This is a genomic window from Photobacterium panuliri, from assembly GCF_059920555.1.
Genome location: NZ_CP197192.1, coordinates 2,023,070 through 2,046,446 on the forward strand (window position 1 = coordinate 2,023,070; position 23,377 = coordinate 2,046,446).

21 protein-coding genes are annotated in these 23,377 nt (G+C 44.7%); 14 read left to right on the forward strand and 7 right to left on the reverse strand.

The window, feature by feature from the left end; all coding sequences use genetic code 11:
• Positions 1-72 precede the first annotated feature (72 nt).
• On the forward strand, positions 73-1,020 hold the full coding sequence (locus ACSF8X_RS09375; RefSeq protein WP_500849758.1) for a LysR family transcriptional regulator: 948 nt from the start codon (positions 73-75) through the stop codon (positions 1,018-1,020).
• 10 nt (positions 1,021-1,030) lie between these two features.
• Here the strand turns inward: ACSF8X_RS09375 and ACSF8X_RS09380 are convergent, their stop codons facing one another.
• Together ACSF8X_RS09380 and ACSF8X_RS09385 are read right to left on the reverse strand one after the other, a co-directional pair.
• A complete protein-coding gene (locus ACSF8X_RS09380; protein ID WP_500849759.1) occupies positions 1,031-1,897 on the reverse strand; it encodes a YjjW family glycine radical enzyme activase in 867 nt (288 codons plus the stop codon).
• Positions 1,863-3,401: a YjjI family glycine radical enzyme gene (locus ACSF8X_RS09385; RefSeq protein WP_500849760.1), complete on the reverse strand. Its 1,539-nt coding sequence runs from the start codon at positions 3,399-3,401 to the stop codon at positions 1,863-1,865. The genes ACSF8X_RS09380 and ACSF8X_RS09385 overlap by 35 nt, the downstream gene beginning before the upstream one ends.
• A 317-nt stretch (positions 3,402-3,718) precedes the next feature.
• Here ACSF8X_RS09385 and ACSF8X_RS09390 point away from each other — a divergent pair, with 317 nt between their 5' ends.
• Positions 3,719-5,497, forward strand: coding sequence for a L,D-transpeptidase family protein (locus ACSF8X_RS09390; RefSeq protein ID WP_500849761.1), 1,779 nt, complete (start codon positions 3,719-3,721; stop codon positions 5,495-5,497).
• A 77-nt stretch (positions 5,498-5,574) separates the two neighbouring features.
• Here the strand turns inward: ACSF8X_RS09390 and ACSF8X_RS09395 are convergent, their stop codons facing one another.
• Positions 5,575-6,519 carry a TerC family protein gene (locus tag ACSF8X_RS09395; RefSeq protein ID WP_047878068.1) on the reverse strand — a complete coding sequence of 315 codons (945 nt, stop codon included), beginning with the start codon at positions 6,517-6,519 and terminating at the stop codon, positions 5,575-5,577.
• A 627-nt stretch (positions 6,520-7,146) separates the two neighbouring features.
• On the opposite strand from ACSF8X_RS09395, the gene ACSF8X_RS09400 reads away from it, so the two are divergent.
• The 3 genes from ACSF8X_RS09400 to ACSF8X_RS09410 all read left to right on the forward strand — a co-directional run bounded on the left by ACSF8X_RS09400 (position 7,147) and on the right by ACSF8X_RS09410 (position 9,589).
• Positions 7,147-7,305 carry a hypothetical protein gene (locus ACSF8X_RS09400; protein ID WP_500849762.1) on the forward strand — a complete coding sequence of 53 codons (159 nt, stop codon included), beginning with the start codon at positions 7,147-7,149 and terminating at the stop codon, positions 7,303-7,305.
• 331 nt (positions 7,306-7,636) lie between these two features.
• Entirely contained in the window at positions 7,637-8,854 is a 1,218-nt protein-coding gene (gene glgC, locus ACSF8X_RS09405) for a glucose-1-phosphate adenylyltransferase (protein WP_500849763.1), read from the forward strand.
• A 336-nt stretch (positions 8,855-9,190) separates the two neighbouring features.
• Entirely contained in the window at positions 9,191-9,589 is a 399-nt protein-coding gene (locus ACSF8X_RS09410; protein ID WP_500849764.1) for a hypothetical protein, read from the forward strand.
• An 89-nt stretch (positions 9,590-9,678) separates the two neighbouring features.
• Here the strand turns inward: ACSF8X_RS09410 and ACSF8X_RS09415 are convergent, their stop codons facing one another.
• Both ACSF8X_RS09415 and ACSF8X_RS09420 read right to left on the reverse strand, forming a co-directional pair.
• Entirely contained in the window at positions 9,679-11,085 is a 1,407-nt protein-coding gene (locus ACSF8X_RS09415; protein WP_047878071.1) for a basic amino acid/polyamine antiporter, read from the reverse strand.
• A 333-nt stretch (positions 11,086-11,418) separates the two neighbouring features.
• A complete protein-coding gene (locus tag ACSF8X_RS09420) occupies positions 11,419-11,892 on the reverse strand; it encodes a SulA-like leucine-rich domain-containing protein (RefSeq protein WP_500849765.1) in 474 nt (157 codons plus the stop codon).
• A 689-nt stretch (positions 11,893-12,581) separates the two neighbouring features.
• Between ACSF8X_RS09420 and ACSF8X_RS09425 the strand changes: the two genes are divergently transcribed.
• The 6 genes from ACSF8X_RS09425 (at position 12,582) to ACSF8X_RS09450 (ending at position 17,811) form a co-directional block, all read left to right on the forward strand.
• Positions 12,582-13,412 carry a DUF2262 domain-containing protein gene (locus tag ACSF8X_RS09425; RefSeq protein ID WP_500849766.1) on the forward strand — a complete coding sequence of 277 codons (831 nt, stop codon included), beginning with the start codon at positions 12,582-12,584 and terminating at the stop codon, positions 13,410-13,412.
• A gap of 126 nt (positions 13,413-13,538) precedes the next feature.
• Complete coding sequence (gene cyaB, locus ACSF8X_RS09430) at positions 13,539-14,096, forward strand: class IV adenylate cyclase (protein WP_500849767.1); 558 nt, start codon at positions 13,539-13,541, stop codon at positions 14,094-14,096.
• Between the two features lie 290 nt (positions 14,097-14,386).
• Positions 14,387-15,160 carry a DUF1007 family protein gene (locus ACSF8X_RS09435; RefSeq protein ID WP_500849768.1) on the forward strand — a complete coding sequence of 258 codons (774 nt, stop codon included), beginning with the start codon at positions 14,387-14,389 and terminating at the stop codon, positions 15,158-15,160.
• A 65-nt stretch (positions 15,161-15,225) separates the two neighbouring features.
• Complete coding sequence (locus ACSF8X_RS09440) at positions 15,226-16,251, forward strand: nickel/cobalt transporter (protein WP_500849769.1); 1,026 nt, start codon at positions 15,226-15,228, stop codon at positions 16,249-16,251.
• A 46-nt stretch (positions 16,252-16,297) separates the two neighbouring features.
• Positions 16,298-16,519, forward strand: coding sequence for a DUF7661 family protein (locus ACSF8X_RS09445; protein ID WP_500849770.1), 222 nt, complete (start codon positions 16,298-16,300; stop codon positions 16,517-16,519).
• Between the two features lie 284 nt (positions 16,520-16,803).
• Complete coding sequence (locus ACSF8X_RS09450) at positions 16,804-17,811, forward strand: ankyrin repeat domain-containing protein (protein WP_500849771.1); 1,008 nt, start codon at positions 16,804-16,806, stop codon at positions 17,809-17,811.
• Between the two features lie 117 nt (positions 17,812-17,928).
• Here the strand turns inward: ACSF8X_RS09450 and ACSF8X_RS09455 are convergent, their stop codons facing one another.
• Positions 17,929-18,378 (reverse strand): DUF411 domain-containing protein, encoded by a 450-nt coding sequence (locus tag ACSF8X_RS09455; RefSeq protein WP_047878078.1) that lies wholly within the window; start codon positions 18,376-18,378, stop codon positions 17,929-17,931.
• A 797-nt stretch (positions 18,379-19,175) separates the two neighbouring features.
• Between ACSF8X_RS09455 and ACSF8X_RS09460 the strand changes: the two genes are divergently transcribed.
• Complete coding sequence (locus ACSF8X_RS09460) at positions 19,176-19,532, forward strand: helix-turn-helix domain-containing protein (protein ID WP_047878079.1); 357 nt, start codon at positions 19,176-19,178, stop codon at positions 19,530-19,532.
• An 84-nt stretch (positions 19,533-19,616) separates the two neighbouring features.
• Here ACSF8X_RS09460 and ACSF8X_RS09465 read toward each other — a convergent pair whose 3' ends face one another.
• Positions 19,617-20,366, reverse strand: a complete 750-nt coding sequence (locus tag ACSF8X_RS09465; protein ID WP_500849772.1) for a phosphatase PAP2 family protein — start codon at positions 20,364-20,366, stop codon at positions 19,617-19,619.
• Between the two features lie 135 nt (positions 20,367-20,501).
• On the opposite strand from ACSF8X_RS09465, the gene ACSF8X_RS09470 reads away from it, so the two are divergent.
• A complete protein-coding gene (locus ACSF8X_RS09470; RefSeq protein WP_500851172.1) occupies positions 20,502-21,455 on the forward strand; it encodes a Gfo/Idh/MocA family protein in 954 nt (317 codons plus the stop codon).
• 341 nt (positions 21,456-21,796) lie between these two features.
• A complete protein-coding gene (locus ACSF8X_RS09475; protein WP_500849773.1) occupies positions 21,797-23,371 on the forward strand; it encodes a BCCT family transporter in 1,575 nt (524 codons plus the stop codon).
• Positions 23,372-23,377: the final 6 nt, after the last annotated feature.

Below are 23,377 nucleotides of genomic sequence, written 5' to 3' on the forward strand. Positions count from 1 at the left end.
TATGAAGCCAGCAGCGTTGTCTGCTGGCTTTTTTGTCATTTGTTCTAATCAACACGCACGCTAGTAGATGGTATGGATCTGATTAAGCTTTCCCGAATTAGCATGAAGCACTTGATCACACTGCATGTGATGCTTGATACCTTGAGCGTTACCGCCAGTGCTGAGCGACTTTGTCTGAGCCCGTCTTCGGTTAGCAAGACATTGACGCAGCTTCGTGAGAACCTCAATGATGAGCTGTTTTATCGGCATGGGAACCAACTTGTTGCAACGCCATTAGCACGTCGTCTGGGACCGACAGTACACCAGATGATTAACGAGATGAATCAGATGCTGACGCAGGAGGCGTTTGATCCGTCTTCCTACGAGGGGCGTTTCTCTTTGGCGATGCGAGAGAGCACCTTTGAGCTTCTGGCTGCCAAGCTGACGGCAAGGGTACTGGAAGCCTCGCCGGGGATGCGATTGGAAATCTGGTCGCGCGACAGCATGGGATTGGACAGTTTGGCGAAAGGGCAACTCGATTTTATTATTTTGCCCCATGACAAGAGCCAGCCACCTAGCGCCCAGAGCAACTTGGTATGGGAAACTCTGCTTGATGACGAGATGGTTTGTCTGATGCGGGAAAGTCATCCGCTCGCAGATCAGCCTTTGGGGATCGACGATTATCTCAGCTATGGCCATATCGGGATCATGGATAGCGATCTCAATGTGCCTTATTTTGAGATGCAACTGGCACAGCATCATCAGAAGCGGCGTATCGCCGTGAATGTGCCCGATTTCGGTAGTGCGGCGGTAATGTGCCATCATAGTGATTTGCTGTTTACCTGCTCGCGACAATGGGCCGATGTGGCATTGCAGGCTAAGGGGTTAGTTGCCAAGCCGTTGCCGTTTAATTATGGTGAAGTGGCCTATAGCGTGGTCTGGCATCAACCAAGCATGAATGATCCGGCTCAGCGCTGGCTCTATGAACAAATTGTTGCGGTATCTAAAGCGGCACGTTCTGAAGAAGAAAAAACGGCATAATGCCGTTTTTTTATATCCCCATTCGGTAAGTGACACGAACGCCCTTTGTTTCAAGCTGGTGGGCAAAGTGTTCTATCTGCGAATTGCTGCAGGTATCCCATTCTAATGCTTCACCCGTGACACCATGATGTTGAAAAGCGTTGAGACGGATGGTGGTTCTACGCGGAAGCTCCCTCAGGTAAGATGCCAGCTCGTCGATTTCACGTTCGTAGTCGGTGATCCCCGGTATATGGAGTAGGCGCAACTCTTCCAATTTGTCATGTTGTTTTAGCAGGGCAATTGACTGCATGACACGATGATTACTTCGTCCTGTTATCCAGCGGTGGGTTTCTTGCTGCCATGCCTTGAGGTCTATCATCGCCCCGTCCATGACAGGCAGTAGCTTTTCCCAACCCGTTTGACTCAGGCTGCCGTTACTATCAATCAGGCAGGTTAAATGACACAGGGCAGGATCTTGCTTTATGGCGCTGAAAAGGGCGTGAATAAAGCCAGCTTGTAATGTCGCTTCACCGCCGCTGACCGTGATGCCTGTCAGAAAAGGGCTATGCTGTCGGATATGCGAGAGCATGTCGGTCACACTAACCGTTTGTGTTTTCGGATTTGACTGCTGTGGGCAGACAGCAAGGCATTTGTCACAATGGGTACATGTATTGGCCTGCCAGGCTATTTTGCCATTAATTAATTGCAACGATCCCGTGGGGCAATGAATGGCACAGTCTCCGCAATGGTCACATAGACCGATAGTGTGGGGGTTATGGCAATTCTTGCACTGGTAATTGCACCCTTGCAGGAAGATAACGAGCCTGTTGCCAGGCCCGTCTACACATGAAAAATTGAGTATCTTACTGACCGTTGCAGTAGCGTGGAGTTTGCTCACGGCTAATTACTCGTGGTTGGCGATCCAAAATACCGGTATTTGCTGCTGCTTCGGCACCCAGTCCCGTCGTGTTGGTACGTGATCCCTGTTCTTTGAACTTGGCGACATCAGAGAGCTTGATCATGTAGCCTGTAACACGAATAAGATCGTTGGAGTGCACGTTTGCCGTGAACTCGCGGAATCCGATATTAAGAGCGCCTTTACACAGCTGGAACATGGCCAGAGGGTTACTCTTTACCGTTTCATCGATGGTCAGAATGTCACTGATCCCCGAGGTGTAATATTGGTGATGTTCTGCCAATGCCTGAACATGTTGTACTGGATCTGGTTCGCTACCATATGGGATTCGAACGCCAGGGGTCACATCGATATCTAAGCTGATACCACCTTGGGCATGGAGCAGAGCCCGTTCCTGATAGCCATATTTCACTGGTGTTGAGGTGACAATGTCACTTAATGTGCGGGAAATCGTATGCCCCAGTTTGTTGGCTTCGCTGTCATGGCCATATTGCTGCTCGGCTTTTCCGTCTTTTTTCATTAGCAGGTTCACCGCTTCAGCCATCCCGTAGATACCGAACATAGGTGCAAAGCGATCTTCTTCGATGAGGCCTTCTTGGACGAGGAAGCTGTTAAAGAAACCGGATTCTTCATGCAGGAAGGCGGCACGGGCGTCGATTAGCTCGAACATCAGTTGGCTGTAGTAAGGTAGTACATCGTTGAAGAAGTGTGCTGATGAGGCAGCGTTTTCAGCGACTTTTTTCAGGTTCATCCGCACTAATGTATTGGCACCGCCAGCAAGAGGTAGCGAGTTGTAGCAGCTGACAATACCGAACCCTTTGGCATCATAGGCATTGGCATGCATCGGGTAGTTGGCGATATGGGGCTTGCTGCATTCGCAAATATTTTGGCAGGCTTGCTGGAGTAGGCTGTCTGGCGTGATAGCCGGATCGTACATAAAGGTCAGGTTTGGGGCAACCTGCTTGAGTTCGGCATCAACGCGCAGGATTGTGCGGCAAACGATATTGTCTGATGGGCCGATGTTTACGTGCATGAAGGCATCAGGCAGAGTGCGGTCTAGCATCATCCAGAACAGGCGAAGTTTACGATATAGTGTATCTTCGTCTACTTCTTTGACATAAGGTAAAAGCACGTCATCAAGTTGCCCTAGGTAAACTGGGATACTGGTTACTGACGGGACGTGATGATAAAGAATGGTCAGGCTGTTTAGTGCTTCATCAAGATCGCGAGCGGGTGCCAGTTCAAGGTACTCAGACCCGTTTTTCAAAAATTTGGCGTAATCCGGTAGCACGTAGCGCGGTTTGTAGGGGGCATGACCTTCAAACATGTCACAAATAATATTGTTATCCAACGCATCTTGAACGGCTTTACTGACCGGCATATATGGCAGGCTGGCTTCAGCTTCTAAAGCCAGATAATGGGCTTTTTGCTTTGCAGAGAGGTGTGGATCACGAACGATATTAGAGAAGTTGGTTTGAGACGTCATTGTAATTAACCATATTTATAATATGGGTAAGAGATTAAGTCTAATATCTTGTTTCTTGAAGTGAAACTAATCTAAGTGTGTTTTTCCATTATGGAAATCCGGCGAAGCAGGTCGCATTAATATTTATTGGCTTTTAACACCATTTTTTATTTTAGCGAAGTGGTTGGTAATTCATCGAAGTCATGTCGGCAATGATGCAACATTATGATAATTTTGTTGTCATAGTGTCACATTATTGACTAAATATTAAATAGGTACCGCAAGGAAATATTACTGTGTTGCGATGGAGTGCAAATCAACCATTTAAGGTGGCTGCTGTGCAGCAAAATGGTGACACCATGCTTAACTGTTTACGTCGTATATTGGTCCCTTGTTACTGTGCATCAGCATTGATGGTGGTATCAGTACCTAGTTTTGCAGAGCTTACAGCCAGTGGCTCGGTGGAAACACTACCCGATATACAATCCAATATGCTACCAATATCTACCGCTTCGCAACAAGCAGAGCCGATAGCTTCATCCCGATTAGATCTTGGTTTAATTAAAGGGGTGGAGATAAGCAGTACGTCTCGGTTGTGTCCGAGTGCAACGTCTAATCTTTGTTTTAGCAAGCAGTTAGAGGAGATCTATGCCCTTAATGGTTATCTGCCATTATGGGGGCAGGAATCAGCTCGTGAGGCATTGTTATTGGCTTTAAAGTCAATATCTTATTCCGGTCTGCTTGATACTATGCGGCCTAGGTTGAACGAGTTAGGGCAACTAGCCGAACAACAAGATCAACGTGGTTATGATTTGCTGGCGACGGATTCTTACTTGGCTCTGCTGGCGTACAGAAAGCAGCTTAGTGAGCATCCCAGTATCTTGTTCCGCCATCAGCACCTGCCTCCTCTTGACGAGCAAACCTCTGCCTCCTTACCTGCATGGGTGATGGCCTCAGACTTAAATAGCTCGGTATTAATTTCCAGCCTTTATCCCTCGAAAGCCGATTTCGACAATGAACGACAGGCTATCGACTATATAGAGTATTTCAATCAGCTGCCTGCTCATCATTTTTCTTTCAAGGGAAGTGGTGTAACCAAAGCGGGGGAGGTTGTCGATAATGGTTTTGAGCTGCTGGAGGTTATGTATCGTTTAGGTGATTTGCCCAAAGCACAGTATGAGATTTTGTCTATGCAGCCTAGGGTGGTGAACAGTGGTGATGTCAATCAAGCTGTCCGTCGCTTCCAAGCACGTAATGGTTTGAACAGTGATGGTATCATCGGCCCAGCAACACGACGCCAGCTCGCATTGCCGTATCAAGAAATTGCGCGAGTTATTGCGTTGAACCTGCAACGCGGTGTACTCGGTGCAAAAAATCAAGACAGGCCGAGTATTACGGTTAATATTCCAAATTATCAGTTAGTGATCACACATCAAGACAAGGTGGTATTTGAATCCAAGGTGATTGTGGGCCGTCCCGATCGGCCAACAAATTTATTCTCGTCGGAACTGAATATATTGGTCGTTAATCCGCGCTGGAATGTTCCTGAGACGATAAAAAAGAAAGATATTATTCCCGGTATGAAGCGGTCAACGGATTATCTATCGAGGAAAAATCTGACGATGATTAAGAGTTGGGGGGATAGAACCGAAATTTCTCCGGAGTTGGTGGAATGGAGTAATGTTGATCCCGATACCTTTCCTTATGAGTTTATGCAGGGGCCAGGCCCCCGTAATGCCTTGGGCAATGTCAAATTCTTGATGCCGAATGATTACTCTGTATACCTGCATGACACGCCTGCACGGGGATTGTTTAACCGGGACAGACGTAATTTAAGCTCTGGTTGTGTCAGGGTAGAGAAGGCGGCGGAGCTTGCCGAATACGTGTTGGATTATCAAGGGCGTCCACGCTGGCGGAACTACAGCCAGTTAGTGAAGAACCAAGAAACCGATACGATATCGCTGCCAAGGCGGATTGATGTTGATGTGACATACGTAACAGCATGGGTAGATAGTCAGGGTAATCTGCAAATGCGTGAAGATATTTATGGGTATGATCGGCCTAGTCGTCACACGGCGGATGATAAATACTCAGCGGTAAAAAATTATCGTTATTAGTTGACTGAACTATAAAAAAATACCCCGTATCGGCATAGTCGGTACGGGGTGTTTTTATTGCATGATCAAGCTAGAAATTAAGCCTGAGGCTCGCGGGTTTTCCAAAGCGATGCGCTAATTGCAACTGTAATCGTTACTACGATCACGCCCAGAGATACAGCGGTAGGGATCGCGTAGCTTGTTTCCATCAGCAGCATCTTCACACCGATAAAGCTTAGGATGAACGCCAAAGCCGGACGTAGGTAGCAGAAACGAGTCAGCATACCTTCCAGTACGAAGTACAGAGAGCGAAGACCCAGTAGGGCAAATACGTTAGCTGTCATGACGAGGAACGGTTCTTTGGTCACGGCGAAAATAGCCGGGATCGAGTCCAAAGCAAACATGACGTCGGTTAGGGCGATAACAGCGATAACAATCAGTAGTGGTGTTGCCAGCCAGCCAGCACTGTCTTTTACGAAAAACTTATGTTCACGGTAGCCATCAGTAACACGGAAGCATTTTTTCACCAGACGAACAGGAAGTGACTGAGAAAAGTCTTCTTGTTCATCTTCGTCTTCACTCCATAGTTTGTAACCGGTATACATCAGGAATGCGGCGAAGATATATAGGATCCAGTGGAACTGGGTAAGCAGCTCTGCACCTACGGCGATCATGATGCCTCGAAGGATCAATGCGCCAACCACACCTAACATCAACACGCGTGGACGAATAGCTTCAGGAACGGCAAATTGACCGAAGATTAAGGCAAATACAAATAGGTTATCAACGCTAAGTGATTTTTCAAGCAAGTAACCAGTTAGGAACGCTGTAGCAGCTTGACTGTTGGTGTAGCTGCTATCAGGAGCCATTTGTGGCCAGTACATGTAAATAAGGACATTGAAAGCCAATGCCAATACTACCCAGAACAAACTCCAGATTGCGGCTTTTTTAATAGTTACCTTACCCCCGCGGGTTTGGTATAAATCTAGCGCCAGCATTACCAAGGTAAGTATAGCGAACCCTTCATAGCTAAAAAGGCTCATGGTTTTCTCCTTTCACGATCGCGCGAAAGGGGCAGGAAACGTGTTCTGCAATGACCCTTCGCGCATTAACGACTCTACACATAAGTGCATGAAATAATGGCGTTGGTCTCGTCAGAATGGTGTTGAAGAGTTGGCTACAACTCAGGAACAAATCCACCCTCGGCTGCCGGAAGTCTTGGACTTCGAGATGACGACAGACGATCTTAAATGGTGACTACTCCCCAAAGCAGAGCGGATTCTAAGAGTAAACTTTCAAATACGCTAGTTATTTTTACACCTATTTTATGTATGCATCAAGGCAATTGTTTGCTTGTCGTAAAATTGCCGTTTATGGTGCATTTGTAACCACATGTTTTTGTGCGTTGTTTCGCAACAGGGAGCTGATGGTAAGCAAATACGCTATGGCTGACACTTGTATGCCAAAATCAACATTCACTTTACCGATAATTGTGGTTGGGTAGGTATTAATACAAAAAGAAACAAAAGAGTTTTGTACAAACTATACCCACTGGTGATAGTTGTAGCCTGTGCGAGATACGGTTTTGTCGCAGAAAATAAGTACGTTGTATTGATAACCATGCTGATTTGATAGCAGGGTTGCTAATGGTTTTACAGAAGGTATGAAGTATGGACAGACAGATTTTGATAAGGAACATTGCCTATATGGAGCGTGAGTTGCTTCAGATGAAAAAAGAACTTGCAGAGCTTGATGCCAAAGTCGAGCAGCAGGAGGGGACATCTTTTACGTCTTGTAGTGAAATGACGCAGACATACTGTCATTTTTAACGCATCTGTGACGTTGCAAATGCGCGGCATTACGCCGATTGCTAGCAGCATCAGTGAGTGGCTCTATCCCTACATTAGTTGTATAAGCGTGCTGAATATATCATCACGCTTTTTCTCATCGGCGATCCTTTCAGTTTGTCTCTGCTTATCCGTTAAATTGAACTTGGCGCATTTTGGTGCAGCTCTTCTTCTGTTTTTCACTGTTTTGGTGCAAGCGGGATGGGTTTTGATATTGGCTCTATAAGGATCATTGGCTTACATCTGTGCTTTATTGGTCTGGATATTGCTCTGTTATGAACAGATTAACTGGATTTTAATGGAGTAGGTAATAATGGATGATGTCATTACTGTAATATTGGCGGGTGGGGTAGGTTCGCGTTTAGCACCCTTGACCAAAGAGAGAGCAAAGCCTGCGGTGCCGTTTGGTGGGAAATATCGAATTATAGATTTTACCCTAACAAATTGTCTTCACTCAGGTTTACGGCGAGTACTGGTGCTTACTCAATACAAGTCACATTCATTGCAGAAGCACCTTAGGGATGGTTGGTCGGTCTTTAATCCGGAACTTGGCGAATATATCACCGCCGTGCCTGCACAGATGCGAACGGGTGACTGTTGGTATCAGGGAACAGCAGACGCAATTTATCAAAATTTATACCTTCTTAACCGTAGTGGGGCCAAGTATGTAGTGGTGCTGTCTGGTGACCATATTTATCGAATGGACTATGTACCAATGCTTGAGCAGCATATCGAGACAGGCGCACAACTGACGGTAGCTTGCATGGAGGTGAATAAATCAGAGGCATCATCATTCGGTGTCATGGCGGTAAATAGCGCACAGCAAATATTGAGTTTTGAAGAAAAGCCACAGAACCCCGAGCCATTACCTGATAATCCCGATAAATGTTTGGCTTCAATGGGTATTTATATCTTTTCGATGGAAACACTGGAAACAGAGTTGGAAAAAGATGCTTTGTCTAAAACGTCGTGCCATGACTTTGGGCAGGATATTATCCCGCGATTGATAGACGGAAAACGGGTGTACGCCTATGCGTTTGGTAGCGAAGCTGGTCGAGTTAGCCAAGACGCTTATTGGCGGGATGTTGGTACGCTTGATAGTTATTATCAGGCCAACATGGACTTGCTATCATTGCAGTCGCCAATGGATCTCTACCAAAGTAACTGGAATATCAGAACGTATGAGCCACAGTTACCACCCGCAAGAACCGTTTCATCACCAGCCGGAAATGAAGGGATATTTATCAATTCTATTGTATCGAGTGGCGTGATTATCGAAGGTGGAACAGCCCAAAATTCAATATTATTTCCCAAAGTAAAAATCAATAATAATGCCGTTGTACTCAATTCGATTTTATTTGAAGGCGTAACTGTCGGCGAGGGAGCGATCTTGCAAAATTGTATTGTTGATAAAAACGTTAACATTCCGCCAGGAACAATTATTGGAAAAGATCCCCAACAAGATAAACGGTATTTTACGCTTTCTTCCCAAGGCGTAGTTGTTGTTGCTGATGGTGATAAGTTCGCATAAACTGTTTGGTGCTATGCGTTATTATTTCAACTGTCAATAATAGAGCTAATCGTGCAGGCGTATTTGAGGTTAGCAAATTTATGCTATATGCAAATTCATATAGCATTTCCATTTGGTGAACAAGTTGTTCGCAAGGATGCACCTATGTTAATTGATTGTTTTGAGGTTATTTTCATATTGATGTTCTCGACAGAAAAAAACAGATCAAGAGCATACTTTCATTAATTCGACATAGATCATGATTAAGTTCACCGTATAGTTGATTAGAGGAAGAGCATAATCAACTCGATGCATGAGTTATTTCCAATTGTCATCATGTTTCTTTTAGGGATAGTTATGGAAACATCAGTTGAACTTTTAAATGATGAAAGCGTTGTATTTAATTATACGACTTTTTTATCCGCATCATGCAAAAAACGTGTGACGTTGGTCGATGCATTGAAGACCTTAATACCCGCTTTTGAATTTTCGTGGTCTTCGTCGATGCCAAATGGAATGAGCGGGTCAGAGAAGCTGCAGTTGCAGGCGCTAAAGGTGTTGTCGACAAGTGTAAGTGATACAAACAATATCATACGCTTGTTACGTTTGGCTCGGGCAGAGCATATTGATGAGTTGATCATTCGACTGCCATATGCGCTGGATGAGGAACAATTGTCAGAGATTGAAACGAGGGCCTGCGCTAAGATTATTCAGCTCGATGCTGACGGTGAAGAGTTACGGGCCCATTTGCTTTAGTTGGGAGGGCATAGATTTTGAAGGCGTATGAAAATAGAAAAGCCAGCATTATTATGCTGGCTTTTCTATTTGTGGATCATGATGAAAGGTTAAAGCATACCTTGCCATAGCATCCCGGCTGCGCAGAAGGCTGCTACAGTGAGTAGGCTGGCTGCTGTCATTTCCTTCCCTACAAATGGGCGGGTATTAAGCTCTTGCTTAGCCTTAATGTAGAAATACAGGCCTGGTAGATAAAGCAGCGCAGAGAGCAGCAGGTAGTTCAAACCTGAAGCATAAAGTAGCCATAGCCCATACAGGCTTGCACACATTCCAACAATAAGCAGGCCACCACGATTTTTCTGCTCAATGGCAAGTTTTAGTGTATAGGCGCCTACAAGGAAGTAGGGCACCAGAATCATCTCTGAAGCGATTGCCAGTAGTGTTTCATAGGTACTGCCAGCGACCATTACAAACAAAAGAGAAAGTTGGATACAGCAGTTAGTTAGTAATAGGGATTTTATCGGGCTTCCCGCTTCATTCTGCTGGGCAAATACGGCAGGGAACATCTTGCTGCGAGCACCAAGGTAAGGCGCTTCGGCTGCCAGTACCGTCCAACTCAGGAATGCACCACAGACAGAGATCAGTAAACCACCACCAATGATAATTTTGCCCCAAGGCCCCAAAATGGTTGTCAGTACCGTTGCCATTGAAGGGTTCTGGTAATGGGCAAGCTCTTGGGTGGAAATCACCCCCATAGAAAGTAGGGTAACAAATACGTAGATGGTTAGCGCTGTTAGCAACCCTAGAATGGTTGCTCGGCCGATATCTCGACGATTGCGGGCACGACTAGATACGACCACTGCGCCTTCTATACCGATGAATACCCACACGGTAATAAGCATGGTGCTTTTGACTTGGGCGACGAGATCGTGGCCATCACCGAAGTGGAGTCCGGTGAAATCAAAAACAAAGGTATCCCACTTAAACGCAATAAACGCGCAAATAATGAACACGCAGAGAGGAATCATTTTGGCGCAGGTTGTGATGAGATTGATCATTGCCGCGGTTTGAACGCCGCGCATGACCAACGCGTGGACAAGCCATAGTAAGACGGATGATCCGATAATGGACAACCATGTGTTGCCCTCACCAAACAGAATCATGTCTGGCTGATCGAATAGCATGCCTAGCGTACTAAATACGATAACGAGGTAGGAGACATTCGCTAGCATAGCGCTGAGCCAGTAGCCCCATGCAGAGCAAAATCCGATGAAGTCGCCGAATCCAGCCTGAGCATAGCCGAAAACGCCAGTATCAATTTGAGGTTTTTGTTGGGCGAGGTATTGGAAGGAGAGAGCGAGGAAGATCATGCCGATACCGGTGATGGTCCAGCCAATTATTACTGCAGCAGGGCTTGCTACCGCCGCCATGTTTTGCGGCAAGCTGAATACCCCCGCACCTATCATTGATCCTATGACTAAGGCGGTTAAAGAGCCTAATCCCAGTTTTTTATCCATGTTTCACCCGGTTTAGTGTCTAAATAATTATAGTTTTGGGGTGTATTATGATGGATTTATAGTAGATTGCACGGCCAAAGTGATGTCGATCACTTTATTTATAGATAAAAATACCATTCAAATGTACTGGATCAATAAACCACCTATCCGTTGAAAAAATTGCATCGGTAAAATGGGTTAAGTGGCTGCTTGTAAAATGTATTTTATCCTAAATATGACACCTGTCGGGTAACCATCAAATCATCAAATACCCAAGATACACATGCTTCTTATTTATAAGCATCATTCAGTATAGGTGATGTCTTGCTGGTTTCCGGAGCCATTGTGCCTTTATTAGTGGATGGTCATTTGCTGTTTGGCCTGACGGTTGATCACAAAGGCGAAACTCTCGCTGAGGATCGCCGCATCACGAATTGCACCAGAGGTAAAGTTTAGAATATCGCCTGTTACAATAACCGCGCTGCTATTTCCACTCTGCAGGGCCTGGATCATAAGCTCTTGAACACTATGACCTTTTTTATTACACACAACCAATACTTTATTGAGGTCAATACCTGCACTTTGTAGTAAATTTTTATCAACCAGTGCTTCGTGGCCGATAAAGGTTACCCAGCGGTTTTGCTGGCTTGCTTGTTTAAGCAGGCGTAGGAAGTAGGCCAATTGTGTCTGTGTATCATCGCTAAAACTGACTTCGATAGGGCACGGCACCTTGATTGAAGATGATGGCTTATGTTCGTGAGAGGCGAATGTTGCTTTATATGCCTGAGAAGCTGAAACCGCATGTAGGTGTTCGAAATGTGTAGCCATAAGTCATCATCCTCAACAGTGTTTTTATATACAGTGCTGTATGCGTGTACAGTAGTTTTATTTGGTAATTGATGCAAGACTTTTTTGAGTGTCTGTTTTTGGTGATTTAGGGTAGATATGAGGCACTGAAATATTTGTATTGTCACTTAAAATCTTGTTTTTAAATGATTTATATCGTCGGGTGGATGGTTTTTGGGTTGGTGAGTGGTTGTAATCGGTAAATGAATTCATTCATAATTTCGAGATGGAGCACACAGTAGGATGAGTATCTATACAGTAGTTTCATGAGCAGTACTGTACAGTAGCGATCAGTGTGCAAATTGGTGATTATTGTGATGTTGCACTTTATCATTCAGGGGCATTGGTTGGCGGTTGTCATAGAGCATGAATATACGGCAATTAGCGGGATATTGTTGATGCTGTCATGATTTGTAATTAGCCTGTATTTAGTAATAGTAAAAAATACTAGAGCTTAATTTTATATTATGTAGAATTGCCATTGATTATCGTTGGTGTATACCGAAACAGTCTTATTTTATTATATTCTGAATATGAAGAATGCATTGTTTAAATGTGATTGGCAATTAGTTGTATTCTATTGTTAATTCTCTTTACGTTATAAGTCACTATTTGTTCTGGTATTACGCTGCTGATCTCTAACTGGATGGTCGTTATTTTTAGGAATGAAAATGGAAAATATATATAAAGATGCCGTAATAAAAATGGAGAGACTTGAAAAAGAATTTCTCGAATTACCTGAAACGGTAATCGTTGGTGTTGTTGGTGCGAGTGGGCCAGGCGCGGGAAGGAATCCTAAAGATAAATATTGGAACTTAAGTTTTTCTCTTATTGCATGGAAGGAGCTTGGCGGTGAGCTTCATCAATCACCACTTCTTCTATCCAAGAAAGTGACGGACGATGAACTAAGAGAGGTTCAGATCCGGGTTAAGAAAGAGTCTTTGGTTCAATTCAACGTTAAGCTATCAAAAGTAAGCCCGTTTGGTGACGCTAGAGCACAGCTTATTTCTGTTTTAGATGCTCCGGATGAGGTTGACTTAAAAGCGGCCCTTGAAAAATTCAAAGAACCCGTGGAAATTACGCACTCTGAATTTGGAACCTTAACTCTTGATAAATCAGTGGATTGGTTTGACGGTACCGTTAACTGGTTAGGTGATAGTATCAGGGTGTCCGTGTCTATTGATGACGATACAGGTTCTCCGGAGGGGAGTCTCAGGACGCTGGAAGCCTTGTGTGGTGATGCAAGAAATTGGTCCAAAAAAATTACGGATTATGCGGTATCGTCACTTCTCGAACTAAAGAATGATAATTGGCTAATGGAAGATCAGCACGAATTAACAGAGACAGATTTTATCAATGCGATGAGATTGGATTCAATTACGGTTCATCCTGATGGTGAGTTTGAGTTTTGGCATGATGATGGTGATTTGTTCTTGGGGCATTCAATACTGATTTCTGGTTCATTACAGGATGGTCCAACGGACGCCGATATTCCGGGCTAACAGTTAGTTTGAAACGATAATGATAGTGCCCGTCGTTGGGCACTATATGAAGAGATTGTCGTAACGCTCATCTTGTTGCTGTCATCTGGCAAATAGCGTTTGAGATATTAAACAGGGATTCTATTTATGACGAATAAACATTTCCAAGGTAAGTATGAAGTAGAGCTAAAGTATCGTTTACATTCAAAATCTACCTTCTTGGAAACATTGGCAAGTATGCCCCATGAGGTCATGCTGCAAGATAACACTGAAAGCGATTGGTACTTTGACCGGCTCGATAAATCTCTCGAATCTGAAAATAAAAGTCTCTGCATTCGTACCATGGAGCCGTCGGGCATTAAGCTCTGGATTGTAAAAGGCCCAGAGCCGGATAGGTGTGAGGCAACGAATATTACCGATGCCTCTAATGCGAAGAGTATGCTGGAAAAGATGGGTTTTGAGGTCGTGCTCAAAGCCGAGAAAACACGCAGTATCTACTTTGTCGGAGAGTTCCATATCACAGTTGATTCACTAGAGGACATTGGTGATTTTGCTGAATTTGCCATTATGACAAACGATGAGTCGATGTTGGTAGAATACCAGTCCCAGCTTGAAGCGCTGGCGAAACAATTTGGCTTAACGGAATCGGCACTTCAAACCCAGTCTTATAAGCAGATGTTTGCTGAAAAGAGACTGACACTTTAACGAAATATTCAGAGTGAGATGCAACTTTCATCTTCCTGCGTAACTCTGGTAGCTGTTGGTTTTGAATTGTATTAACAGACAGTATTTCCCCATCAAGATACAGTTCTATTTTTCCTTGTGTCTGGCAGTTTGCGAAACAGTCATTGAGGCGGTTGAGGGCTCGTAGAAACACCTATCATTTAGTATGGAAAGGGGCCTTAGCGATACCGCAGATTTATTGTACTTTTTATTTTTAACCCTCATTATGTTATAACATAACAACAAAGGTAAGAAAGTGTTCAGTTAATAGCATGATAAAGCATCTCGTTCATTTAGTACGATACCGTATCCCAACATCGAAAGACGTCTTTCATCCAGTGAGCAATGTTTGGCAGCACATAGCCAATTATCATTCAAGGGGCTTGAGTGCAAAAGGTTGGCTGTGGGTGATAGTGGCCTTTTTCTCCCCAGCCGTTCAGGCGCATCCTCATTCTTGGATTGAGATGAAAACGTACATTGAGGGAGGTGATGGAATGATCACCGGTTTTCGAATGGAGTGGTCGTTTGATGCTATGACCTCAGCATATATGTTGGATGGTGAAGATGTTTCACCTGAAAACGAGCAGGAGACATTCCGCAAGCTGTCGGCATCAGTGTTGGAAAATATGAAGTATGAACATTACTTCACCTACTTTTATGATGGTGATAGCCCCGTTAAGTACCGAGTCGCTCACAGCGAGAAACTCACTCGAGATAGATCTCGATTAGTACTCAGCTTTGAACTTCCACTTTCTACTCCTAGAGCCGTTACGCGAGATACGTTGCGCCTGCTTATCTTTGAACCTAGCTATTATGTTGATATGGCGTGGAAACAAGAAGCGGATGTTGTTTTATCTGACGCTCTCGCCCGTCAATGCAAGTTAGAGCTGATTGAACCGAATCCGACCCCGGAACAAATGAGTTATGCCATGTCTCTGCCTGCAGATGCCGACCCAGATAATGCGTTAGGGCAGTTATTTACTCAAACTGTCAAAATTTACTGCGCGAGTATTCCTGCCGCGTTAGGTACAAGTAAAGAACAATGAAACCGATATTGATTGATCCAAAGCGAAACAAGCGGAAAAGGCATCAACAGCAAAGACGTTGGTGTATGGCTACCATCGCCATGTTACTTTTAGCGTTCGGGCTGTATCAGTTGTGGCTGATATGGCCATCACTGGTGGTTGCCAGTATTCAGTGGCAGCGTGAGGTAAATACCCAGCTAGCTGATTTATTATATGATGCAAAAACAAATCCCTGGGTTGCTGGTGGGTACCTTGCTGGTTTCAGTTTTCTTTATGGCATGCTGCATTCGCTGGGGCCTGGCCATGGCAAAGTCATTGTGACGACATACCTTGCGACACATCCAGCCAAGGTTAAAGCGAGCTTGATACTGACGGTCGTATCGGCTTTATGCCAGGCCGTGGTGGCAATTGCTTTGGTGAGTGTGTTGGTGTGGGGATTCGGTGCGTCAATGCGTATCGTAAATCAGAAGGCGATGTTTTTTGTGTCCTTGAGCTTTGTGTTGGTTGTTATGTTGGGAGGGGGGATATGCTGGAAATCGATTCGGCAGATGTATCGTTCAATATGCCGTCACAAGCCTGAGATGGGAACGCTGATACCGATGGCTGAATCATCTGAAACAATGAAACCGTCAATATTGAATGCCAACGTTACGTCTGCAATTTCATTTAACGCACAGCAATCTTCTCATCATTACCATCATGATGGATGTGGGTGTGGTCATCAGCATGTTGCAGATGCTGATGCAATTAATCGGGCTTCTACTTGGCGAGAGTATATTGGTATTGTCGCGTCTATTGGGGCTAGGCCTTGTACTGGGGCCATTATGGTACTTCTGTTTGCCAATATGGTAGAGCTGTACTGGATGGGTGTCGTGAGTGCGGTGGTGATGGCGGCAGGGACCGCTCTGATAACATCTATTATTGCGATGATGACATTATCAGGTAAGCATTTAGTCAAACGTTATCTGCTCATAGGTAGCCGTTCTCGCCAGGGGAGATGGGAAATAGCAGGTTATTCCCTTCAGCTTCTAGGGGGGGTATTGCTGGTGGTGATTGGCCTACTGTTAATGAGTGGGCAGGATCACGGTATATCTCCGGTGTTTTCGATGTAATATTCTCAATACTGTTTAGTTTAATCTGTGTTGTCCGAGGGACGTTATGGCTGGGATTAAATTTAATGTATTTAGCAAGATAATGTCAGTGCATCGTAAGGAAGGGGAATGGTTGTTATTCCTTGAATCAGATACATCCATGCGAGTTAGGGTCTATGATGTGATTATTCCCTCTGAGTTGGAAGAAGGGGCGCTAGCATCATATTTGTTTGATATTTATCATGAAAATGCCAATCAAAAATATGTCAGTGTAGAAAGGTTACGATAGTTCTGATAAGGCTACCTGAAAACAGGTGGTTTTATTGAATAACTAAAATTATAAGAAGCAGGCGCATTATGTGCCTGCTTTTTTGTGAATCTCTCATCGTTACGCCTTATATCAATAAAGAATTAAGTTGATAAGAAACAAGCAATTTAGTGTAGTGAAGTCAGTTATACTTCAGTGAGTTTGATTTCTGATGCAAACTTAGTCAATAAATGGATATTTTAATTAGAGACTGACAAATGATATTAAGTAGTGGTGAAAACTTGAGTAATATCGCGCGATTGATAATGGATGAAGATATTGATGGCCTAGAGAAAGCGTTTTCGGCTCTGAATATCAATGATGACATTAAATTTTCTGATTATACCGCTGGAACACCACTTCAGTTGGCAATATCTGAAGGAAAAAAGAGCGTTATTAGCTGGCTTATTTCACAAGGTGTGAATTTGAATGATGAGGGTTCACCGTCAATGGTGATCGCTGCGCAGCATGGCTCGCCAGAGCTCCTGTCAATATTACTAACACATGGCGCTGATATTAATGCTATCTCGAAACCGATTGGAAAGAGTGCGCTAAAAGCAGCAATCTATGCCAACAAAATTGATTTGGTGAAGTGGGTGATTGCGAACGGTTATGACTTAAAAGCAGATGGGTCAAGCCTTAGATTGGCAGTTTACCGGCAATTTCATCAGGCGGTGGAATTATTAATTGAAACCGGTGTGGATGTTAACCTGAGTCAACCAGATAGTATCTTTCCTTATAATTCCACTCCCGTTCAGGTTGCCGTTGAACAAGGTGATATGTCACTCGTCAAGCTGTTAGTTAAGCATGGTGCAGATGTCACAATAAAGAATGCGTACGGAGATAGGCCTTTTACCATTGCCTGCCAAAATGATAATGCTGAGATGCAGGTATATTTAAAATCACTAGAGCCCGCCCAGTGGCATGATATTGGTGAAAGATCCGCTTACTTCCTGTCTTTGGGCGTTTCCCTGGAATGCGTTGAATTTTTGAAGGGCATGACGCGTAAAGTTGAAATCGATGATAGTTATGGTGTTAGATATGTCGTTTTCAACAACCTTGTCACCTGTAAAGAGTTTGAGTGGGAAGGAGAGCAACTTATTGATTTGCTTCATGAGGTCGACAATTTTGATTCGACCGGATTTTTGGTTTGGAATGTGCGAGAGAGGTGTCTGGGAACATTGGATTATGAGCATGAAGAGTATAAAACTCTTGGTTCGTGGGAGTGTTTTATGGCTGATCCCGCCGCGATCATTGAGTCTATTCTAGAATAAGCCTTAGTACGCTACTTGTGATGATAGGCTGACTCTTCATGATTATCGGTTTATCAGCAATCAGATTTCGAAAAAAGCAGGCATATGTAATGCCTGCTTTATGTTTTTTATAGTGTATTACTGGTTGTGCTTGGAGTAGACCATTGTGCGCCCGTTTTTATCGAAAGCGAGCACATTGTAAGGATCTTTCTGATCGCCGTATTCCATACCCGGCGAGCCCATTGGCATCCCACCCACAGCCAAGCCGATCATGCGGGTCGGCTTGCTATCAAGAAAGCGCTTAATGTCGCTGGCCGGAATATGCCCTTCAAAGGTATAGCCGTTAATTTCAGCGGTATGGCATGATGCGTATTCAGGGCGTACACCTAGCTTGATTTTGGTTGGCGTTAGGTTTTCTTCATAAGCCATTTCCAGTTCGAAGCCGTTTTCATTCATGTGTTTGACCCATTCCTTACAGCAACCACAGTAAGGGGATTGGTAGTTTGTCCCTTTGATTGCTGTAGCTGAAGCAAATGCACTAGTTGTAAGCAGGGATAGGGCAAGCAGAGTCTGTGTTTGGCGTTTCATATCGATTTCCTCAAAGTACAAAAATTAAAACATTGATAGACAGACGTGTAATGGCACAGTTTGTGACCCTGTCACGTCGTTGTGATTGACAATGGTTTAGGCGTACATTGGGGGGCGATAGATCACCGGCTTGTTGCTGATGCGCTCTCCGCTTTGAGCGTCAAAGGTGTGTCCTGTTGGCAGTAACTCGAATGATAGAGTAGATGGCAATATAGCGGCTAAAAAGGCACTTCCCATCTGGTGGCAATTCAGATCATTGCAACAAGAGATCGATACATCTGACGAGTTATCGATACCGGGATAATGACATGTAGAAAAGCTGGTGGAATTGGCTGAAGCGCAGCAGTCCGTTGTTATTGGAAGTTGCTGCGATGAATGACAAGGCATTCCTACCGACATATTTCCTAAGGGTTGTGCGACAGATGTAAGGGTCGTCGATGTAAATAGCATCGTGATTGCAATCAGCACTGCGACAGATTTTGCAATAACTTGATGTAAAAACATAGGAAGCCTTAAGAAGTAGTAGGCTGACATTATAGACAAGGTTAGCGATATTCGACAATGGTCGAGTTAGCTGATTGCAAAAAACTTACGCAAATAACTTCTACAAAAATGGTTTCATGCATCTTATCAGGCCAGTTTATTCTTTTTGCCTTTGTTAGTAGGCAATCACGTCTACGGCCTTGTGCTACATGGGTTCAGACTTTATCAAGACTAACGGAGCCCTGACAATTTGATAGGATGAATCAGGTTAAATACATGCAATTAAAAAATACCAAGTGCTAGGAAATTTTGGGATGCAATATACAGAACAAGACCGGCAGGTCCTTCATGATACATGGATGAGCTACAAGGCAAAAATGCGCGTAACTCAAATTGAAATGGCGAAAAAACTGGGTGTTAGCCAGTTGGTGTTTTCCGATATTTTGCGAGGGAAAATGCCGCTGGAGTCGCGGTTTGTGAATCAATTCTGTACGTATATTGGTGTTGATCCGGTTCTGACCCTGCCATCATTGCGCCACCAGATGGGCGGGGATATGCCGGGTTCGGTTACACTAACCAATAAGTTTATCGTTGATGGTGATATTAAGTCTGTTCACTATAGCGGTAATCAAATTGTGGTTGAATATGTGCACAATGTTAACGCCAGTTAGCATTTGGCTGGCAGTGCCTGAGTGGCCTGCATTTATGCGTTACCATTAAAAAGCCCTCTATAGAGGGCTTTTGGCTTTTTAGTGTTATGAATTGCCGTTCACGGCCGGTGCTTGCCTGGGATTAAACAAAGGCGTATTTAAGAACTCAGGCGTGAATAGATATAGCAAGGCGGCGGCTAAAATGGATGCAATAATATCTGAAGGCCAGTGCATACCTAGCCAGATACGGCTAAAGCCCACTCCGATCCCCCAAGTAATGATTGCCGCAGTTGCAATCCAGTGTTTGCGACGCAGAAGATATCCTCCCCAGAATGCAATGCATACCGCTGCAAAAATAGAGTGGCCAGAAGGCAGCGAGTAGTTGGTTTCACCTTGCCAGTGTGCAATACGCCAATGACTTACCGAAGCCTGTGCTAATTCTACGACTTTATCCTTTTGTGCTTGGTCTAGGGCGTAAAATGACTCGGGAGAATCAATCAGGTTTAATGCTTGCAATTCGTAGGTATACGGACGAGCTACTTCAGTAATATGTTTGAGGGTTGTCTTAGTGGCGAAACTCATGATGAGCAGTATGGCAAATTGGCAGGTCACTTTCATGACTTCTTGCTTTGTGCTTTTTCGGGCAATGGGAATTAGCAGCAGTAAGCTAACTGTGATTAAAAATCCGGGGTTGCCGGCTGAGTGGGTTAGAGCTGTAAAGAGACTGCCAGTAACATCGGATACCGAGCCTGTTAGGTTGGCTTGTGGGTAAATCATCAAAATACCAGACATAAGAGTGGCGAATGTCAGTAAACAGATGAGTCCTGGAATTTTTTGGTGAAAATATGCACGCATTGTTGTCATGCTCTAAAAGAATTTCAAAGAAAGAATGATGTTAGCAAAGGATACGGCTCACAACGTAAAAAAAATGTCATTTTCGTCGTGAAAATATTCCGCTATTTTCAGTATGACTCTGGGAGAGAGGAATATATGAAAATAGCGTTAATCGGGTTGGGAGACATCGCTCAAAAAGCGTATCTTCCTGTGCTTATGCATCGGACGGATGTGGAGTGGGTTCTGTGTTCTCGGCAACCCAAAGTGGTTGAGTTGCTGGCCCGCCAATATCGGATTTCACAGGTTGCAACGGACTATCGTCAATTGCCATCAATGGGCGTTGATGCCGTGATGGTGCACAGCGCAACGGTATCTCATTATGAGATTGCTCATTATTTTTTGAATGCCGGTATTCCTGTCTTCGTTGATAAGCCTCTGTGTGACACTTATGAAGAGTGCGATGCGCTGTATGACTTGGCCGAGAAAAAGAAGCAGCCTTTGTTTGTTGGCTTTAATCGTCGTTACATTCCTCTATATCAACAGCATTTGGTTGGTTTGAACTCGATAGGTGCACAAGGCGAAGGACTAGAGGCGAGTGGGCTTCGATCACTAACGTGGGAAAAACATCGCCACAATTTACCGGGACATGCTCGAACTTTTGTGTTCGATGATTTCATCCACCCATTGGACAGCGTCAATCAACCTTGTTGTGTCAATCCTCAAGACCTGTATATATCACAGCAAAGGATCACCGGCAGTGATGGCCACACCCTTTTAGCTCGGTTAGATGTGCAGTGGCAGCAAGGGGGCATATTGTTTCATGCGTCAATGAACCGTTGCCATGGGGCTACGATGGAGAGTGTGTCCGCCAATTATGTCAATAGGAGCTATCGGTTTGATAGTTTTTGCGATGGTATTAAATGGGAAGATGGAGTCGAGTATCGTTTAAAACAGGCGGATTGGACGCCGATGCTCGAGAGCAAAGGCTTTTCGGCAATGATTGAGCATTGGCTCCAAGTAGTGAAGGACGGTGAATTGCCACTGGTATTGGCTGAACGCAACTTGCGTAGCCATCGACTGGCGCAGTATATCCTTCAGCAGTTAGAGTGATTGTGGGGATATGTCCCATCGATAGCGATCAGAAAGCCCAAGCAAATGCTTGGGCTTTTTGATCGTCTAAAAGAAGAAATCGAACCGCTCTGGTTGTTTTGTGAACGCGCGTTTGGTTGTATTTTGTTCCTTCTTACCATTTATATTTTGAGTTCAAAACAAAAGAGTTGTAATGGAATAATCGTCAGCTAACTGCTTAAAATCGCTGGAATAAATATATTGAACAATGTTACTGGATTGTTTTAATTACCGTAAGTTGCAGGATATTAAGAGATATTTCACTGGAAAGGGAGGTGATGTGCTGGTAAAGTACCGCCCCTCACACAAACCGTGAGAGAATTATGTACTGCAATCCCCATAAAGGTAGCGACAAAAAAGTTTCTGTTCTAACGATTAGTTTCTTAGGGCTCTTCCTTCTTTTCTCCTTCTATGATTTAACCCTCTTTAGCCAATGGATCAATTCCGCGTTTGCGGCATCGACTGAAATGTTTGGTCAGTTTTGGCAGTGGTTGATGGTCTTGAACTTGGTACTTGCTGTTGGTATCGCCTTGAGCAAATACGGCCGAGTACGCTTGGGGGGGCAAGCCAAGCCAACTATCGCGACGTTTCGTTGGTTAGCTATGATTATGTGTACCTTGCTTGCGGGCGGTGGTGTATTTTGGTCAGCGGCTGAGCCAATTTATCATTTCATGACTACGCCTCCGAGCTTTGATGGTATTGCAGCCAGTAGCGAGGCAGCCGTCGTTCCTGCTCTGAGCCAAAGTTTCATGCATTGGGGATTTCTTGCGTGGGCGGCATTGGGGACGTTGTCGACCATTGTATTGATGCATGCACACCATCAGGGTGGGGTTAAGTTACGTCCACGTGCATTGCTGTACCCGTTGGTTGGTAAGCGTCTGGAAAACCACTGGCTTGGTTCTGTGATTGATGCGTGTTCGATCATTGCCGTTGCGGCAGGTACGATTGGTCCGATTGGCTTCTTGGCTTCGCAGCTGGGTTATAGTTTGGAAGTGGTTGCAGGTGTCACGAATAGTACTAGCACTCAGTTGATCATTCTGGCTGTGGTTGTGGGTATCTATTCGATCTCGGCATTTACCGGCATGGACAAGGGTCTGCAATGGTTAAGCCGCTTCAATGTTATCGGGGCATTTGCTCTGCTTCTGATTATGTTGCTGTTTGGTCCTACGGCATTTATTTTTGAGCACTTTGGTATGGCGTTTGGTCATTACTTGCAGCAATTGCCTGCGATGAGTGTCAATGCGGCTGATCCAGCATGGAGCCAATGGTGGACATGGTTCTTCTGGGGCTGGTTTATTGGTTTTGCCCCGATGATGGCTATTTTTATTGCCCGTATTTCTGCTGGCCGATCTGTTCGCGAGTTGGTGCTGACGATTGCGATAGCTGCACCTATTGTGACGAATTTCTGGTTTACCGTACTTGGCGGAACGGGCATCTATTTCGAGCTGATGCAGCCAGGAAGTATTTCTGGTCCATTGGCTGATTCCGGTCTGCCTGCTGTATTGTTGGCATCGTTGGCTCAGTTACCATTTAGCGATCTGTTGATCCCGGCATTTTTGGTGCTGACCACCACGTTCGTAGTAACGACTGGAGACTCAATGGCGTATTCCATTGCTATGGTGACAACAGGTGATCAGCAGCCGTCAAAGGCAAACCGTTTGTTCTGGGCTGTCGCAATGGGTGTGATTGCCGCTGTTTTGCTCGTAGCGGGTGAAGGGGGACTCAATGCCTTGCAGTCATTTATCGTGATTACTGCGGTACCTGTATCGTTATTGCTGGCTGCAACATTGCTGACGGGTCCAATGGCTGTAATGAAAATGCATGCGCAGGCGAATGAATCTGAAGCGGTGAAAGAGCAGTCATGGCACCAAGGTGAGGTAGCCAGCTCGTCATCATAATGCAGG

Excerpts from the sequence above, each read along its gene's own strand:
- ACSF8X_RS09475 (WP_500849773.1), top strand. The coding sequence starts at position 21,797 with ATGTACTGCAATCCCCATAAAGGTAGCGACAAAAAAGTTTCTGTTCTA.
- ACSF8X_RS09465 (WP_500849772.1), bottom strand. The coding sequence starts at position 20,366 with ATGCGTGCATATTTTCACCAAAAAATTCCAGGACTCATCTGTTTACTG.
- ACSF8X_RS09450 (WP_500849771.1), top strand. The coding sequence starts at position 16,804 with ATGGATGAAGATATTGATGGCCTAGAGAAAGCGTTTTCGGCTCTGAAT.
- ACSF8X_RS09395 (WP_047878068.1), bottom strand. The coding sequence starts at position 6,519 with ATGAGCCTTTTTAGCTATGAAGGGTTCGCTATACTTACCTTGGTAATG.
- cyaB (WP_500849767.1), top strand. The coding sequence starts at position 13,539 with ATGACGAATAAACATTTCCAAGGTAAGTATGAAGTAGAGCTAAAGTAT.
- ACSF8X_RS09400 (WP_500849762.1), top strand. The coding sequence starts at position 7,147 with ATGGACAGACAGATTTTGATAAGGAACATTGCCTATATGGAGCGTGAG.
- ACSF8X_RS09455 (WP_047878078.1), bottom strand. The coding sequence starts at position 18,378 with ATGAAACGCCAAACACAGACTCTGCTTGCCCTATCCCTGCTTACAACT.
- ACSF8X_RS09410 (WP_500849764.1), top strand. The coding sequence starts at position 9,191 with ATGGAAACATCAGTTGAACTTTTAAATGATGAAAGCGTTGTATTTAAT.
- ACSF8X_RS09420 (WP_500849765.1), bottom strand. The coding sequence starts at position 11,892 with ATGGCTACACATTTCGAACACCTACATGCGGTTTCAGCTTCTCAGGCA.
- ACSF8X_RS09435 (WP_500849768.1), top strand. The coding sequence starts at position 14,387 with ATGATAAAGCATCTCGTTCATTTAGTACGATACCGTATCCCAACATCG.
- glgC (WP_500849763.1), top strand. The coding sequence starts at position 7,637 with ATGGATGATGTCATTACTGTAATATTGGCGGGTGGGGTAGGTTCGCGT.
- ACSF8X_RS09440 (WP_500849769.1), top strand. The coding sequence starts at position 15,226 with ATGGCTACCATCGCCATGTTACTTTTAGCGTTCGGGCTGTATCAGTTG.
- ACSF8X_RS09385 (WP_500849760.1), bottom strand. The coding sequence starts at position 3,401 with ATGACGTCTCAAACCAACTTCTCTAATATCGTTCGTGATCCACACCTC.
- ACSF8X_RS09375 (WP_500849758.1), top strand. The coding sequence starts at position 73 with ATGGATCTGATTAAGCTTTCCCGAATTAGCATGAAGCACTTGATCACA.
- ACSF8X_RS09425 (WP_500849766.1), top strand. The coding sequence starts at position 12,582 with ATGGAAAATATATATAAAGATGCCGTAATAAAAATGGAGAGACTTGAA.
- ACSF8X_RS09445 (WP_500849770.1), top strand. The coding sequence starts at position 16,298 with ATGGCTGGGATTAAATTTAATGTATTTAGCAAGATAATGTCAGTGCAT.
- ACSF8X_RS09415 (WP_047878071.1), bottom strand. The coding sequence starts at position 11,085 with ATGGATAAAAAACTGGGATTAGGCTCTTTAACCGCCTTAGTCATAGGA.
- ACSF8X_RS09460 (WP_047878079.1), top strand. The coding sequence starts at position 19,176 with ATGCAATATACAGAACAAGACCGGCAGGTCCTTCATGATACATGGATG.
- ACSF8X_RS09470 (WP_500851172.1), top strand. The coding sequence starts at position 20,502 with ATGAAAATAGCGTTAATCGGGTTGGGAGACATCGCTCAAAAAGCGTAT.